The organism is Alcanivorax sp., from assembly GCF_019431375.1.
Classification (GTDB): domain Bacteria; phylum Pseudomonadota; class Gammaproteobacteria; order Pseudomonadales; family Alcanivoracaceae; genus Alcanivorax; species Alcanivorax jadensis_A.
Window position 1 is genome coordinate 1,378,982 of record NZ_CP080267.1, and the last position, 14,912, is coordinate 1,393,893.

Sequence of the window (14,912 nt, forward strand, 5' to 3'; positions counted from 1 at the left end):
GGTTTTTCAGAGCGCTTCGCTTTGCGAGCAAAGCTCCAACGGCACCGGTGAAGCCTTACTGCACCACCAGACTGTCACGCATTTTTGCCAGGGTCTTTTCACCAATCCCCTTTATGGCGAGCAGTTGATCTACGCTGGTAAAAGGCCCCTGACTGTCACGCCACTGCACGATGGCTTCTGCCGTTTTCGGGCCGACACCCTTGAGTTCCTGCAGCTGGGTAACATCCGCCGTATTCAGGTTGATGCGGTTTTCCGTTTGAGTTTCGGCTGCGTCCTTGACCGCTTCCACTTCCACCGCCAGGGCCGGCAGGCTCAGCGCCAGCAGCAAGGACATCACAACCGCTTTCAATGCTTTCATATTGATCTCCATATTTTTATCAGTTGGAGACCACACCATAGAAAGCCAGGTGAGCGGACGTTATCAGCCGAATGTTACGGGTTGCGTAAGTGGCTCAGGCAAGACTTTGTAATATCTCGTCCACTACCGCTGTAGGCTCGGCGGCCTGGGTAATCGGGCGGCCAATCACCATATAGTCCACGCCCGCATCCCGGGCCTGCACCGGTGTCAGCACGCGGCGCTGGTCACCGGCGTCGGCGCCTGCCGGGCGGATGCCCGGAGTAATCAGCTCGAATTGGCGGCCACAGGCTTCCTTGAGCATGGTCGCCTCCTGGGCGGAGCATACGACTCCATCCATGCCGGAGCGTTTGGCCAGCTCAGCCAGGCGCTGCACCTGCACGTTGGGCTCATCCATCACCCCCACCTGCTCCAGATCTGCGGCTTCCATGCTGGTCAACACGGTCACCGCAATCAGGTGGGGCCGATTGGCATGATTGGCGATGGCATTGGCAGCGGCCTCCATCATGCGCTGGCCACCACTGGCGTGCACATTGACCATCCACACCCCCAGATCCGCCGCCGCCGCCACGGCACCGGCCACGGTGTTGGGAATGTCGTGGAATTTCAGGTCCAGAAAGACCTCGAAACCCTTGCTGTGCAGCCCTTCGACAATGGCCGGGCCACTGCGGGTGAAGATTTCCTTGCCGACTTTGACACGCACCTTGCCCGGGTCCAGTTGATCCGCCATGGCCAGCGCCTGGGCGGCATCGGGGTAATCCAGGGCGACAATAACAGGGCTGGGAATAGGCATGGGAGCGTCCTCGGGAATTGGTGGCGCTATGGTATGAGTTGCGAGAAGACGGTTCAACCAGCAACCCTCTCCGTAGGAGCGTCGCTGGCGGCGCGATAGACACAGTCTCGAGGCTCGAGTTTCGAGGAGCGAAAACCTTCACAAGCAATCCTGTGTTTTGCCTTTCGAAACTCGCTTCTCGTTACTCGCAACTGATTTGATCGCGCCGCAAGCGACGCTCCTACGGGGGGCGGCTCAGACTTCCTTGACCACCGGCTTGATCGAGCCCCAGCGCTTGCAGCTTGGGCAGCGCCATTGCATCAGGGGGGTTTCGAAACCGCAGCGGCGGCATTTGTAGAGGCTCTTGTCGTTGAGCAGTTGCTCCGACAGTTGCTTGAGCACGCCCAGGTGCTCGCGGGCTTCTCCTTCGGCGCTGCCGGCCAGGCTCATGTCGATGATCCGGTTGAGGCCGCGCACGGAGGGATTGGCTTTCATGTATTCAGCAATGAAGTCTGCGGCTTCCTTGTCGCCATAGCGCTCCTTGAGCGTTTCGGCGAGCAGCAGGATGCGGCTGGTGCTGGGTTTCTCGGCACTGTAGTCCGCCAGCATCTGAATGAATTCCTCGTCTTTCTCCTGCTGCTGGTAGCAGGTGCGTAGCTTGTCGAGCACTTCATCGAAGAAGTCGCTGTCCTGCACCCAAATGCGCTGTAGCGCCTGGATGGCGGCATCCCAGTTCTGCTCGCCCATTTCCAGCTCGCCTTCCGCAAAGCTGGCACGCACGCACTGGTCATCGAAGGACAGGGCCCGACGCAGCATGCGACGGGCCGGATTGATGTCGCCATCACGGCGCAGGTTTTCCGCCTGCTCACAGCAGTATTGGGCCAGCACAGGCCCCAGCGCCGGGCGGCTCTTGATCAGCCGTTCGCCCATACTGATGGCATTGACCCAGTCACGCTCCTGCTCGTACAGGCCCATCAGCTGCTGGCAGACTTCATCCTTGGCCTGGCAATCCTGATCCAGCATTTCCAGCAGTACCTGCTCGGCCAGATCGAAAATGCCGCTGGCCAGATAATCCTGGGCCAGCTCCAGCTGGATTTCTTCCTGTACCGGACGACCATAGTCGCCGTGCTCCAGCAAGTGGGTATGCAGCTGGGCGGCGCGGTCGAATTCACCCCGCTTGCGGAACAGCTTGCCCAGGGCCAGGTGGGTATCCAGCCCCTCTTCGCTCACATCCAGACTCTTGAGCAAGGCTTCGATGCCCTTGTCCGGCTCTTCATTGAGAAAGAAATTGATGCCGGCCACATAGTCCTTGGACAGGGAGGCCATACGCCGACGCTGTCGGCGCTTACTCTCTCGCCGACCGAGAAAAAACCCGGCGGCAATGGCAACAAAAAAGAACGGCAGCAGCCAGAACGATTCACTCATGAAAACAGGCTCTTCAGGCCGCGCAGGCCGATGCCCGCCAGCAGCCCCAGAAACAGACCAATGGCCAGTACGCCGATCACCAGCACACCCAGGGAGACATCCCATTGCCATTGATAAAACAGCATATCCAGCGTCACCAGATCACGATTACTGGTAACAAACAGGAAGGCAAAAAGAAAAACGGCCACCACGGCCAGAATTACCAGAATCCGGTACAGGTTTCGCATCGCAGGGTTCCCTCTTTACTGGCCAGGCCTGTGCCGGGCGGTAACAACAAAGGCGGTTTAGCTAATAGCAGCCTGATTGCCGCTGGAGCCATTATCAACACCTTCACCACTTTCTTCATGCAGTGAATCGTTAACGCGCTCGCGCAGCTCTTTACCGGGTTTGAAGTGGGGAACATATTTGCCGTGCAGCTCGACGCTGGCACCGGTCTTGGGATTGCGTCCCACGCGGGGCGCACGAAAATGGAGGGAAAAACTGCCGAAGCCGCGTATTTCGATACGACCTCCGCCGGCCAGAGAATCGGCCATCTGCTCGATAAGCGTTTTGACTGCCAGCTCCACATCCTTGGGCGACAACTGGTTTTGCCGATCGGCAATCCGCTCAATCAATTCCGACTTGGTTAACGCCATTACAGCTTGCTCCCTGGGCTCCCAGCCCAGTGGGACCGGCACGATGCCGGTCCCCGGGAGGAGCCGTATTATGACTCGTTGCTGCTTTCCATCTGCTTCTTGATCAGGTCACCGATGGTCTTCGGCGCATTGGCGTCCTGCTGTTCAGACAGCCCGTCAATGGCTTCACGCTCGTCGGCCTGGTCCTTCGCCTTGATGGACAAGCTCAGAACACGGTTCTTGCGATCAACGTTGGTGATTTTCGCTTCCACTTCGTCACCGACGTTAAGCACTTCGGTCGCATCGTTAACGCGGTCGCGGCTGATTTCGCTGGCACGCAGGGTGCCTTCCACGTTCTCGGCAAGCTCAACGGTGGCTGCTTTCGCGTCTACCGCTTTGATCACGCCCTTGACGATTGCGCCCTTGTCATTAGCAGCAACATACTGAGCAAACGGATCGTCTGTCAACTGCTTGATACCCAAGGAAATTCTTTCGCGCTCTGCGTCGATGGACAGAACCACGGTTTCTAGCTCATCACCCTTGTTGAAGTTACGCACGGCATCTTCGCCCTGCTCTTCCCAGGAAATGTCGGACAGGTGCACCAGACCGTCGATGCCGCCTTCCAGACCGATGAAGATACCGAAGTCAGTGATGGACTTGATCTTGCCGGAAATGCGCTCGCCTTTCTGGTATTTCTCTTCGAAGGCATCCCACGGGTTGGACTGACACTGTTTGATACCCAGAGAAATACGACGACGGTCCTGATCGATGTCCAGGATCATCACTTCCACTTCGTCGCCGATCTCTACAACCTTGGACGGGTGGATGTTCTTGTTGGTCCAATCCATCTCGGATACGTGAACCAGACCCTCTACACCCTCTTCGATTTCGGCGAAGCAGCCGTAATCGGTCAGGTTGGTCACCTTCGCCTTGACGCGGGTGCCTTCCGGGTACTTGCCCACGATATCGTGCCACGGATCTTCGCCCAGCTGCTTCAGACCCAGGGAAACACGCATCTTCTCGCGGTCGAACTTGAGTACCTTGACGTCGATTTCCTGGCCCACTTCCACGATTTCGCTCGGATGCTTGATACGCTTCCAGGCCATGTCGGTGATGTGCAGCAGGCCGTCGATGCCGCCCAGGTCCACGAACGCACCGTAGTCGGTCAGGTTCTTCACGATACCCTTGACTTCCATGCCTTCCTGGAGAGTTTCCAGCAGCTGCTCACGCTCGGCGCTGTGCTCGGCTTCCATCACGGCACGACGGGAAACCACAACGTTGTTGCGCTTGGGATCCAGCTTGATGACCTTGAAGTCCAGCTCTTTGCCTTCCAGGTGAGCAACGTCGCGCACCGGACGGATGTCGACCAGGGAGCCCGGCAGGAACGCACGGATCGGGCCGATATCGACAGTGAAGCCACCCTTCACCTTGCCGGAAATCATACCTTTTACGATCTCGTCTTCGTCGAAAGCTTTTTCCAGCTCGCCCCACACTTCGGCGCGCTTGGCTTTTTCACGGGACAGGCGGGTGAAGCCCATGCCATCGTCGATGGCATCTACGGCTACATCTACTTCATCGCCTTCGGCGATTTCCAGTTCGCCTGCCTCGTTGATGAATTCGTCACGGGCAATAATGCCTTCGGATTTCAGGCCTGCGTTAACGGTTACCCAGTCGCTATCGATGGATACAACAGTACCCTTGATGATAGAACCACGGGCAACGTCCAGGTCCTTGAGGCTTTCTTCAAAGAGATCAGCAAAAGATTCGGTCATGAAATTCACTCTGTATTTAAGTCACATGCCAACCAGCAGACATGGGTTAGTCAACGAAAGCGATCCACTCTTCCCCAGCTGGCTTACTTTTTCAGGGTCAAGCAGATCAACCGCTTTTACACAAAATCAGAATCCCCCCTCGACACGGATTGCCGAAGGAGTTCGATGGCGTGTGTGCTGCGTTACGCCAGTTGGCGAGCGGCAGCCTCATCAAGAATCCGGTCAACCACGTCATCAACCGACAGGGTGGTGGAATCAATCACCACGGCATCGTCTGCCGGGCACAATGGTGCCACCTCACGGTTCATGTCACGGTCATCCCGGGTGCGGATGTCCTCAACGAGGGTCGCGAGGGTAGCACCAAAGCCCTTTTCCTTCAACTGCTCAAAGCGCCGTCTGGCGCGCTCTTCAGCGCTGGCGGTCAGGTAAATCTTGAGGGGGGCAGAGGTAAACACCACGGTGCCCATATCCCGGCCATCGGCCACCAGGCCGGGAGCCTCGGCGAAGGCCCGCTGACGGGCCAGCAGCGCATCACGCACCGGCTGCAGCACGGCCACCTGGCTGGCCAGCTCGCCGACGCTTTCCTGACGGATGATGTTGGACACATCCTCGCCATCCAGAATCACCGCCGTATCGCCCTGCTGCTCCACAAAACGGACCGGCAGGGACTGTGCCATGGCCACCAGGGCAGCCTCATCATCCAGGGCAACCCCTTGATTTCTCGCGTGATAACCCAGCACCCGGTAGAGGGCGCCGGAATCCAGCAGATGCCAGCCCAGGCGGTTCGCTACCAGCCGGGCCACGGTACCTTTCCCGGAGGAAACCGGTCCGTCGATGGTTAATACAGCGGTGGACGGAGCAGTCATTTCACCTCCAGGTTCAGGCCCGCGTGAGCCGCCAGCTGGGCAAAGCCCGGGAAGCTGGTGGCCACATTGGCGCAGTCATTGATCGTAATCGGGCCAGAGGCGCGCAGGGACGCCATGGCAAAGCTCATGGCAATACGGTGATCACCGTGGGACTGGATCTCGCCGCCGCCGAACGGGCCACCGCTGATGCGGATGCCGTCTTCGAATACCTGGTGATCCACACCCAACGCGGCCAGGCCATCGGCCATCACCTGGATACGGTCGGATTCCTTCACCCGCAGCTCTTCCGCACCGCGCAGGATGGTATCCCCTTCGGCACAGGCTGCGGCAATGAAGATGGCGGGAAACTCGTCGATGGCCAGGGGCACCAGCTCCTCGGGAATCTCGATCCCCTTCAGCGACGCGGATTTGACCACAATGTCGGCCACCGGCTCGCCACCGGCATCGCGCTGGTTTTCCAGACGGATATCTGCGCCCATCAGCTTGAGAATGTCGATAACCCCGGTACGGGTGGGGTTGATACCCACGTGGGGCAGCGTCACGTCACTGCCTTCGGCAATGGAGGCACCCACCAGGAAGAAGGCTGCCGAGGAAATATCCGCCGGCACTTCCAGCTTGCAGGCGGTGAGGTTGCCGCCGCCGGTCAGCGCACTGGTGGCCCCGTCACGGCGAACGTCATAGCCAAAGCCGCCCAGCATCCGCTCGGTATGGTCACGGGTGGGCGCCGGCTCGGTGACCGAGGTTTCACCTTCAGCGTACAGGCCTCCCAGCAGCACCGCGGATTTCACCTGGGCGGAAGCCATGGGCAGGTCGTAATGAATGCCCTTGAGGGGCTGACCACCACGGATACGCACCGGCGGGCGCCCTTCGTTACCGGTGGTGATCTGTGCACCCATGTCGCGCAGGGGCTTGGCCACTCGCTCCATGGGACGCTTGGACAGGGAGGCATCGCCGGTGAGCTCCACATCGAAGGCCTGGCCAGCCAGCAGCCCGGTAAGCAGGCGCATGGAGGTGCCGGAGTTGCCCATATAGAGCGGTTTGCCCGGCGCCTTGAGGCCATGCAGGCCGACACCGTGGATGGTCACCTGGCCGTTGTGGGGGCCTTCGATGACCACACCCATATCGCGGAATGCCTGCAGCGTTGCCAGGGCGTCCTCGCCTTCCAGGAAGCCTTCTACCTGAGTCACGCCTTCGGCCAGGGAGCCGAGCATGATGGAACGGTGGGACATAGATTTGTCGCCGGGTACCCGGACCCGGCCAGTGAGTCGACCACCCGGGGTCACCACAAAGGTGGGGTTGGCACTCTTGCTGTGGAGGTTGGTGCTGTCTGTCATGGTTGTGTCGTCACCTGAATGGTGGGCGCGGGTATAGGAGGTGCGCTCGTTCATGGCCATAAAATGGGCCCGGGCCGTATTGGCGCGGGTCATGATGCCCATCAGGGCATCGGAATCCTCGTCACTCACCGCCTGGCGGAAGCGCGCGATACCGTCGCTGAACAGGTCCAGGGACTGCAGCAGCGCGGCCTTGTTCTCGCGGAAAATGTCGTGCCACATCACCGGATCGGAGCTGGCGATACGGGTGAAGTCGCGAAAACCGCCGGCAGCATAGCGGAAGATCTCCGTGGAGTCGCCCTGCCGGGCCAGGGTATCCACCAGCGAAAAGGCCAGCAGATGGGGCAGATGGCTGGTCTCCGCCAGTACCTGATCATGGTAATCCGGCGCCATCTGCAGCACTTCCGCGCCCATGGCGGTCCAGATCGCCCGCACCCGGGCGGTCGCGGCCGGGTCAGTGGCCTCGGTGGGTGTCAGGATGACCCGGTGATCCCGGTACAGGTCCGCATCGGCGGCGCTGACGCCGCTCTTTTCCTTGCCGGCAATGGGATGGCCGGGCACGAAACGGGGGTAATGCTCGTCCAGGGAGGCACGGGCCGCGGTGATCACATTGCCTTTGACGCTGCCGCCGTCAGTAATGATTGCCGTGCGGGACAGACCCGGCTTTAGCGCCGCCAGCACCGTGCCCATGGCAGACACCGGGGTAGAGACAAACACCAGATCGGCGCCGTTGACTGCCTCCGCCAGATCCTGGCTACCTTCATCGACTACGCCCAGGGCAATCCCCTGCTCCAGCGTCCTCGCCGAGCGGGAGCCGGCCACGATGGAAGCCGCAAGCCCGTTTTTGCGGGCGGCAGCGGCAAAGGAACCGCCGATCAGGCCAAGGCCGATAACGGCAATGCGGTTAAAGAGGGGTTCAGACATGGCAAACGCTCCCGGTTCGCACTGTAGGAGCACCGCTTGAGGTGCGAACCGAATCTGGCACGGCATGTCGCAAGCAGGTTCGCACCTCAAGCGGTGCTCCTACAGCGGGTATTTCCAAGGGTTTGGCATTACCCATCCGCCAGCACCTTCTTGAGAGCTTGCAAGAAGCGCTCGTTCTCACGGCTGGTGCCCACGGTCACACGCAGGAAGTTCGGCATACCGTAGCCACCCAGAGGCCGCACGATCACCCCTTCGCGCAGCAAACCTTCATAGACCGGCTGGGCCGCGCGACCGCAGTCGAAGGCGATGAAGTTAGCCACCGAGGGAATCTGCTCCAGATGCAGCTTTTGCAGGCCTTCAGCGATCTGCACCAGACCACTGGTGTTTTCGCCGCGGGAATTCTCGATGTGATCGTCGTCGGACAGGGCCGCCTCGGCGGCCACCATGGCCGGGGTATTCACGTTGAATGGCTGGCGCACCCGGTTTAGCACATCGGCAATTTGCGGGTTACAGACGCCATAGCCGATACGCAGGCCGGCCAGACCATGAATCTTGGAGAAGGTGCGCGTTACCACCAGGTTCGGGTATTTTTGCAGACGATCGATACCATTCGGGTAGTGGCTTTCTTCTACGTATTCGAAGTAGGCCTCGTCCAGCACGACGATCACCCGCTCCGGAATCCGCGACAGGAACTCATCCAGGGCATGGGCATTGAACCAGGTGCCAGTGGGGTTATTCGGGTTGGCCACGAAAATCACCCGGGTACGCTCGGTGACCGCCTCCGCCATGGCCGCCAGATCGTGGCCATAGAGATTGGACGGCACCGCCACCGGCTTGGCATTGCAGGCCAGAGTCACCAGCGGATACACCGCAAAGGCGTACTCGGAGAAGATGGCTTCATCGCCGGGCTGCAGGTAGGCCCGGGCGATCAGGTCCAGCACATCATTGGAACCGTTACCCAGGGTCAGCTGATTGGTTTGCACGCCCAGCTTCTCCGCCAGTGCCGCCTTCAGGGAAAAACCGGCGCCATCCGGGTACAGGTGCAGCTCATGCAGATGCTTGAGCGCATGCAGGGCCTTGTGGCTGGGCCCCAGCGGGTTCTCATTGCTGGCCAGTTTGACGATATCGGTGAGACCCAGCTCCCGCTCCAGCTCCCCGATGGGCTTGCCCGGCTCGTAGGGCTTGAGCTGCTGAACGCCACTGTTGGCGAGTTCGATGTAGTCGCAAGTCATGGTGTCTGTGCTCCCTTTGCACCTTGGCTGCCAACCTTGACTACCGAGGTTACCTGGTCGGGGTCGGACGTCTGAAGTCGGACGTCTGACGCAAAAAACTTCTTCTGACAGGCTGTCAGGTGATCCGGCATCCACTGTTCTTGTAGACCACCACAGCGCAAAGGCGTCCGACGTCAGACCTCCGACGTCAGACCCAATTCTCTATAACACCGCTTTCGGGTACGAACCCAACAGCTTGATGGTGTTGCCGGCCGCTTCCAGCTTGTCCAGCACCGGCTGCAACCTGCCGTCTTCCTTATGGCCTTCGCAGTCCACGAAGAACACATAACTCCAATTGGACGTCCGCGAGGGCCGGGATTCAAGGCGGGTCAGGTTGATGCCTTCATCGCGGAACGGCGCCAGCACTTCATAGAGCAGGCCCGGGCGGTTCTTGCCGCTGATCATCAGGCTGGTCTTGTCGTTGCCGGACGGCGGCGTGTCCTGCCGGCCAATGATGATGAAGCGGGTGGTGTTGTCCGGGCGGTCTTCGATATTGCGTTGCACCGCTTCCAGGCCATACAGCTCTTCCGCCATTTCCCCGGCAATGGCCAAGGCATTCCACTCGTCCTTCAGACGACGGGCGGCTTCGCCATTGGAGCTCACCGCAATGCGCTCGACCCCGGGCATATGGGCATCCAGCCACTGGCGGCACTGGGCCAGGGTCTGCTGGTGGGAGTAGACCCGGGTGACCTTGTCACGGCGGGTGTGCTCGCCGGCCAGCAGGTGATGGTGGATACGCAGCTCCACCTCGCCACAGATTTTCAGGCTGGAGGTCATGAAGGTATCCAGGGTGTGATTGACCACCCCTTCGGTGGAGTTTTCCACCGGTACCACGCCATAGTGGGCGGCACCGGCTTCCACTTCCCGGAACACTTCATCAATGGCGCCCAGCGGCACGCTTTCCACCGCATGGCCGAAATGCTTGAGGGCGGCCTGCTGGGTAAAGGTGCCTTCCGGCCCCAGAAAAGCCACCTTCATGCGCTGTTCCAGGGCCAGGCAGGCACTCATGATCTCGCGGAAAAAGCGCGCCATGGTTTCGCCGTCCAGCGGCCCTTGGTTGCGCTCTTTCACCCGGCGTAATACCTGGGCTTCCCGTTCCGGACGATAAAACACCGGGTTGGGGTCGGTGGCGGTCTTCACCTCAGCCACCTTGTGGGCCAGGGTGGCGCGCTCGTTGAGCAGGTCCTGCAGCCGCTGGTCCAGCTCGTCGATCTGGTTACGCAAATTTTCGAGAGATTCGGTCATGGCGGTCCCCGCTCAGCCGTTGCGTTTTTCGAAGTCCGCCATAAAGGCGATCAGCGTATCCACTGCTGCTTCCGGTACCGCATTGTAGATGCTGGCACGCATGCCGCCCACGCTGCGATGGCCCTTCAGGTTCAACAGGCCCGCCTGGTCGGCTTCGCTGAGGAACTGCTTGTCCAGGTTGGCATCGGCCAGCACGAAGGGCACGTTCATCCAGCTACGGCTGATTTTCTCCACCGGGTTGCTGTAGAAGCCACTGTTATCAATAAAACCATACAGCTTTTCGGCCTTGCGCTGGTTGGTTTCTGCCATGTTCCTCACCCCGCCCTGCTTTTTCAGCCACTGGAACACCAGGCCGGCCAGGTACCAGGAAAAGGTGGGCGGTGTGTTGTACATGCTGCCATTGTCCGCATGGGTCTGGTAATTGAGCATGGCAGGCACATGGGCGCCGGCCTTGCCGAGCAGGTCCTTGCGAATAATCACCAGGGTCAGACCGGCGGGGCCGATGTTTTTCTGGGCACCGGCATAGATCAGCCCGAAGCGGTTCACATCGATGGGCCGGGACAGGATAGTGGAGCTCATGTCCGCCACCAGCGAGCTGTCCCCCACGTCCGGAATAAAGCTGTATTCCAGGCCACCGATGGTTTCATTGGGGCAGTAATGCACATAGGCCGGATTGGCGGACAGTTGCCAGCTATCCCGGGGGGGCACGGTGGTGAAGTTGGTGTCTTCACTGCTGGCTGCCACGTTGATATTGCCGTAGCGGCCCGCTTCCTTGATGGCCTTCTTCGACCACTGCCCGGTGTTGATGTAATCGGCCGTTTCGCCCTCGCCCAGCAGATTCATGGGAATCATGGCGAACTGGGTGGACGCGCCCCCCTGCAGAAACAGCACGGCATAATCGTCGCTGATCCCCATCAGGTCGCGCAGGTCTTGCTCAGCCTTTTCCGCAATCTCCACGAACACCTTGTCCCGATGGCTCATTTCCATGATGGACAGGCCCATGCCCTGGTAATCCAGCATTTCCTGACGGGCCTGCTCCAGAACGTCCGTCGGCAACGCCGCTGGACCTGCGCAGAAGTTATAGGCGCGGGACATGCATTTTCTCCGTGACTAGATTGAAAGTAGCAAACCGGTGAATCAAAGAAGCCCGGTAACACCGGGCTCGGGTTGTTGCTTACATTGTCTTTCGAACGGGCCGTAGGAACGGCGCTTGAGCCGCGAAGGTACTCGCGACAAGCCGTGCCAAGTACGATTCGCGGCTCAAGCGCCGCTCCTACAGCAGCCTTTTATTCCTCGGCGTCGTCAGAGGCGTCGGCCTCGGGGGATTCAGCAGAGGCCTCCCCTTCCAGCACCTCGCCCTCTTCAATGTCGTCCTCGTCACCTTCCAGCTCGGGAATGGTGGCCAGGCCGCACAGCTTCTCACCATCACCCAGACGAATCAGACGAACGCCCTGGGTATTACGGCTGGAGACGCTGACCTGATTAACGCCAGTACGCACCAGGGTGCCCTGGTTGGAAATCAGCATGATGTCCTCTTCACCAAACACCTGGGTGGCACCGACCAGCTCACCGTTACGCTCGTTGACCACCATGGCGATCACGCCCTGGCCACCACGGCCCTTGGTCGGGTAATCGGTCAGCGGGGTGCGCTTGCCGTAGCCGTTTTCGGAAGCGGTGAGGATCTGGCCATCTTGTTCCGGCACGATCAGGGAAATCACGTCCACCCCGTCGGCCAGTTTGATGCCACGCACACCGCGAGCCAGACGGCTCATGACGCGCACCTTGGACTGATGGAAACGCACGGCCTTGCCGTTGCGGGCCACCAGCATCACATCTTCGTCGCCGTGGGTAATAGCCACATTCACCAGGTGCTCGCCTTCCTGCAGTTTCACCGCAATCAGGCCGGAACTGCGCGGACGGGCGAAGTTGGCCAGAGCGGTACGCTTGACGATACCGCTGGAGGTGGCCATGAAGATAAAGGGACCGGGAATGGCGTCGGCCACCACTTCAGCCTCATCGCCGTCTTCAACCGCGTCTTCAATTACCTCGTCCGCATCAACCACATCATCTTCGTCCACTTCTGCTTCCACGCCGGCGGCTTTCTGCTGGCGTACCATTTCTGCATCAAGACGCAGGATGGCGGTAATGCGTTCGTCATTACCCAGTGCCGGCAGCAGATTGACGATGGGCTTGCCACGGGACGCCCGGCCACCCTGGGGCAGCTCGAAGGTACGCAGCCAGAACACCTTGCCGGCGTCGGTGAACAGCAACAGGGTGTCGTGGGTCCCTGCTACCAGCAGGTGCTCCACATAATCTTCATCCTTGAGCTGGCCGGCGGACTTGCCGCGACCGCCCCGCTTCTGCGCCCGGTAGGTGTCGATGGGCTGCATCTTGGCGTAGCCACCGTTTGACAGGGTCACCACCACGGTTTCTTCAGCGATCAGGTCTTCCATGCTCAGGTCGAGACGGGAAGTGACGATTTCGGAACGGCGCTCATCGGCGTATTCCTCGCGGATCGCCTTCAGTTCGTCACGAATCACCTGCATCAGGCGCTGCGGATCGGCCAGGATCAGCATCAATTCAGCGATCTGTTCCAGCAGCTCCTGGTAATCATTGATCAGCTTTTCCCGCTCAAGGCCGGTCAGTTTCTGCAGGCGCAGGTCCAGAATGGCCTGGGCCTGTTCCGGGCTCAGGTAATACAGGCCGTCACGCAGGCCGTACTGCTCGTCCAGGCCATCCGGGCGGGCCGCGTTTTCGCCACCGGCACGCTCCAGCATTTGCATCACGTCGCCGGGCGTCCAGCCCTTGCCCAGCAGCTTCTCTTTGGCTTCTGCCCCACTGGGGGACCCCTTGATCAGTTCGATCACCGGGTCGATATTGCTCAGCGCCACCGCCAGGCCTTCCAGCAGGTGGGCCTTTTCACGGGCCTTGCGCAGTTCAAAGACGGTACGGCGGGTCACCACTTCGCGGCGGTGACGGATAAAGGCATCCAGCAACTCGCGCAGGTTGAGCGTCTTCGGCTGACCGTCCACCAGGGCCACGGTGTTGATGCCGAACACGGTCTCCATCTGGGTCTGCTGATAGAGGTTGTTGAGCACCACTTCCGCGTTTTCGCCCCGGCGCAGCTCGATAACGATGCGCATGCCTTCTTTATCGGACTCGTCACGCAGCTCGGTGATGCCTTCGATCTTCTTGTCTTTCACCAGCTCGGCGATCTTCTCGATCAGCCGTGCCTTGTTCACCTGATAGGGGATCTCGTGAACGATGATGGCTTCCTTGCCACTCTTGTCAGTCTGTTCGATCTCGGCGCGGGCACGCATGTACACACGACCACGGCCGGTGCGGTAGGCCTGCACGATCCCGGCGCGGCCATTGATGATGCCGGCAGTGGGGAAATCCGGGCCCTTGATGTATTCCATCAGGTCATCCGGAGTCAGGCTGTCGTCGTCGATCAACGCCAGACAGCCGTCCACCACTTCGCCCAGGTTATGGGGCGGAATATTGGTGGCCATGCCCACGGCAATACCGGAGGAGCCATTCACCAGCAGGTTGGGCACCCGGGTGGGCATCACATCGGGAATCTTTTCCGTGCCGTCGTAGTTGTCGACGAAATCCACGGTTTCCTTGTCCAGATCGGCCAACAGCTCGTGGGCGATCTTGGCCATGCGCACTTCGGTGTAACGCATGGCAGCGGCGGAATCCCCGTCGATGGAACCGAAGTTACCCTGACCATCCACCAGCATGTAGCGCAGGGAAAAAGGCTGCGCCATCCGCACGATGGTGTCGTACACGGCAGAGTCACCATGGGGGTGATATTTACCGATGACGTCACCGACCACACGGGCGGATTTTTTGTAGGCCTTGTTCCAGTCGTTGTTCAGCTCGTGCATGGCAAACAGCACCCGGCGGTGCACCGGCTTGAGGCCGTCGCGCACATCCGGCAGCGCCCGCCCCACGATCACGCTCATGGCGTAATCCAGGTACGACTGCTTCAGTTCGTCTTCGATGTTGACCGGGGTAACTTCTCTGGCGAGATCCGTCATAGCGATCCTTACTTTCCACAAGTATCGGGAAAGCCCCTGCGGCTTTCCCAAGCCGGCCCTGATCAGGGCCGATTTCACAGCGTGCCCGTGGCACCCAGTGCAGTCTGTTCTTATACCGCCCCGATACGCGGGGCCGACATGTCCGGTTCCGGCGCACGAGGCCCGGAAAAGCCCCGGATGATAGCACACCCGGACGGCTTCGGCGCCATAGTCAGACGCCATTGATGCAGAGGCGGCCAAACAAGGGCAAGAGCGCCTCTGACACGCTATACTGCGGCGAAAATTGCCCCACCC

The 14,912-nt window shown here is 60.1% G+C and carries 12 protein-coding genes; all 12 read right to left on the reverse strand.

Annotation, left to right across the window (positions count from 1 at the left end; translation table 11 throughout):
* Positions 1-55 precede the first annotated feature (55 nt).
* The 12 genes from KZ772_RS06320 to gyrA all read right to left on the reverse strand — a co-directional run bounded on the left by KZ772_RS06320 (position 56) and on the right by gyrA (position 14,618).
* On the reverse strand, positions 56-358 hold the full coding sequence (locus KZ772_RS06320) for a helix-hairpin-helix domain-containing protein (protein WP_290538969.1): 303 nt from the start codon (positions 356-358) through the stop codon (positions 56-58).
* A 94-nt stretch (positions 359-452) separates the two neighbouring features.
* Positions 453-1,148 (reverse strand): orotidine-5'-phosphate decarboxylase, encoded by a 696-nt coding sequence (gene pyrF, locus KZ772_RS06325; protein WP_290538970.1) that lies wholly within the window; start codon positions 1,146-1,148, stop codon positions 453-455.
* 234 nt (positions 1,149-1,382) lie between these two features.
* The gene (gene lapB / locus KZ772_RS06330) at positions 1,383-2,552 is read right to left on the reverse strand and encodes a lipopolysaccharide assembly protein LapB (protein WP_290538971.1); all 1,170 of its coding nucleotides are present in this window, start codon (positions 2,550-2,552) and stop codon (positions 1,383-1,385) included.
* Positions 2,549-2,779: a DUF1049 domain-containing protein gene (locus KZ772_RS06335; protein WP_290538972.1), complete on the reverse strand. Its 231-nt coding sequence runs from the start codon at positions 2,777-2,779 to the stop codon at positions 2,549-2,551. The genes lapB and KZ772_RS06335 overlap by 4 nt, the downstream gene beginning before the upstream one ends.
* Before the next feature lie 57 nt (positions 2,780-2,836).
* On the reverse strand, positions 2,837-3,187 hold the full coding sequence (gene ihfB / locus KZ772_RS06340; protein ID WP_290538973.1) for an integration host factor subunit beta: 351 nt from the start codon (positions 3,185-3,187) through the stop codon (positions 2,837-2,839).
* A gap of 68 nt (positions 3,188-3,255) precedes the next feature.
* Entirely contained in the window at positions 3,256-4,938 is a 1,683-nt protein-coding gene (gene rpsA, locus KZ772_RS06345; RefSeq protein ID WP_290538974.1) for a 30S ribosomal protein S1, read from the reverse strand.
* Positions 4,939-5,120: 182 nt separating this feature from the next.
* Positions 5,121-5,804: a (d)CMP kinase gene (gene cmk / locus KZ772_RS06350; RefSeq protein ID WP_290538975.1), complete on the reverse strand. Its 684-nt coding sequence runs from the start codon at positions 5,802-5,804 to the stop codon at positions 5,121-5,123.
* Positions 5,801-8,059, reverse strand: coding sequence for a bifunctional prephenate dehydrogenase/3-phosphoshikimate 1-carboxyvinyltransferase (locus KZ772_RS06355; RefSeq protein WP_290538976.1), 2,259 nt, complete (start codon positions 8,057-8,059; stop codon positions 5,801-5,803). Before KZ772_RS06355 ends, cmk begins: the two co-directional genes overlap by 4 nt.
* 128 nt (positions 8,060-8,187) lie before the next feature.
* Positions 8,188-9,291 (reverse strand): histidinol-phosphate transaminase, encoded by a 1,104-nt coding sequence (gene hisC, locus KZ772_RS06360; RefSeq protein ID WP_290538977.1) that lies wholly within the window; start codon positions 9,289-9,291, stop codon positions 8,188-8,190.
* Positions 9,292-9,492: 201 nt separating this feature from the next.
* On the reverse strand, positions 9,493-10,575 hold the full coding sequence (gene pheA / locus KZ772_RS06365) for a prephenate dehydratase (RefSeq protein WP_290538978.1): 1,083 nt from the start codon (positions 10,573-10,575) through the stop codon (positions 9,493-9,495).
* Between the two features lie 12 nt (positions 10,576-10,587).
* Entirely contained in the window at positions 10,588-11,670 is a 1,083-nt protein-coding gene (serC, locus tag KZ772_RS06370; RefSeq protein ID WP_290538979.1) for a 3-phosphoserine/phosphohydroxythreonine transaminase, read from the reverse strand.
* Positions 11,671-11,861: 191 nt separating this feature from the next.
* Positions 11,862-14,618, reverse strand: a complete 2,757-nt coding sequence (gene gyrA / locus KZ772_RS06375) for a DNA gyrase subunit A (protein ID WP_290538980.1) — start codon at positions 14,616-14,618, stop codon at positions 11,862-11,864.
* Positions 14,619-14,912: the final 294 nt, after the last annotated feature.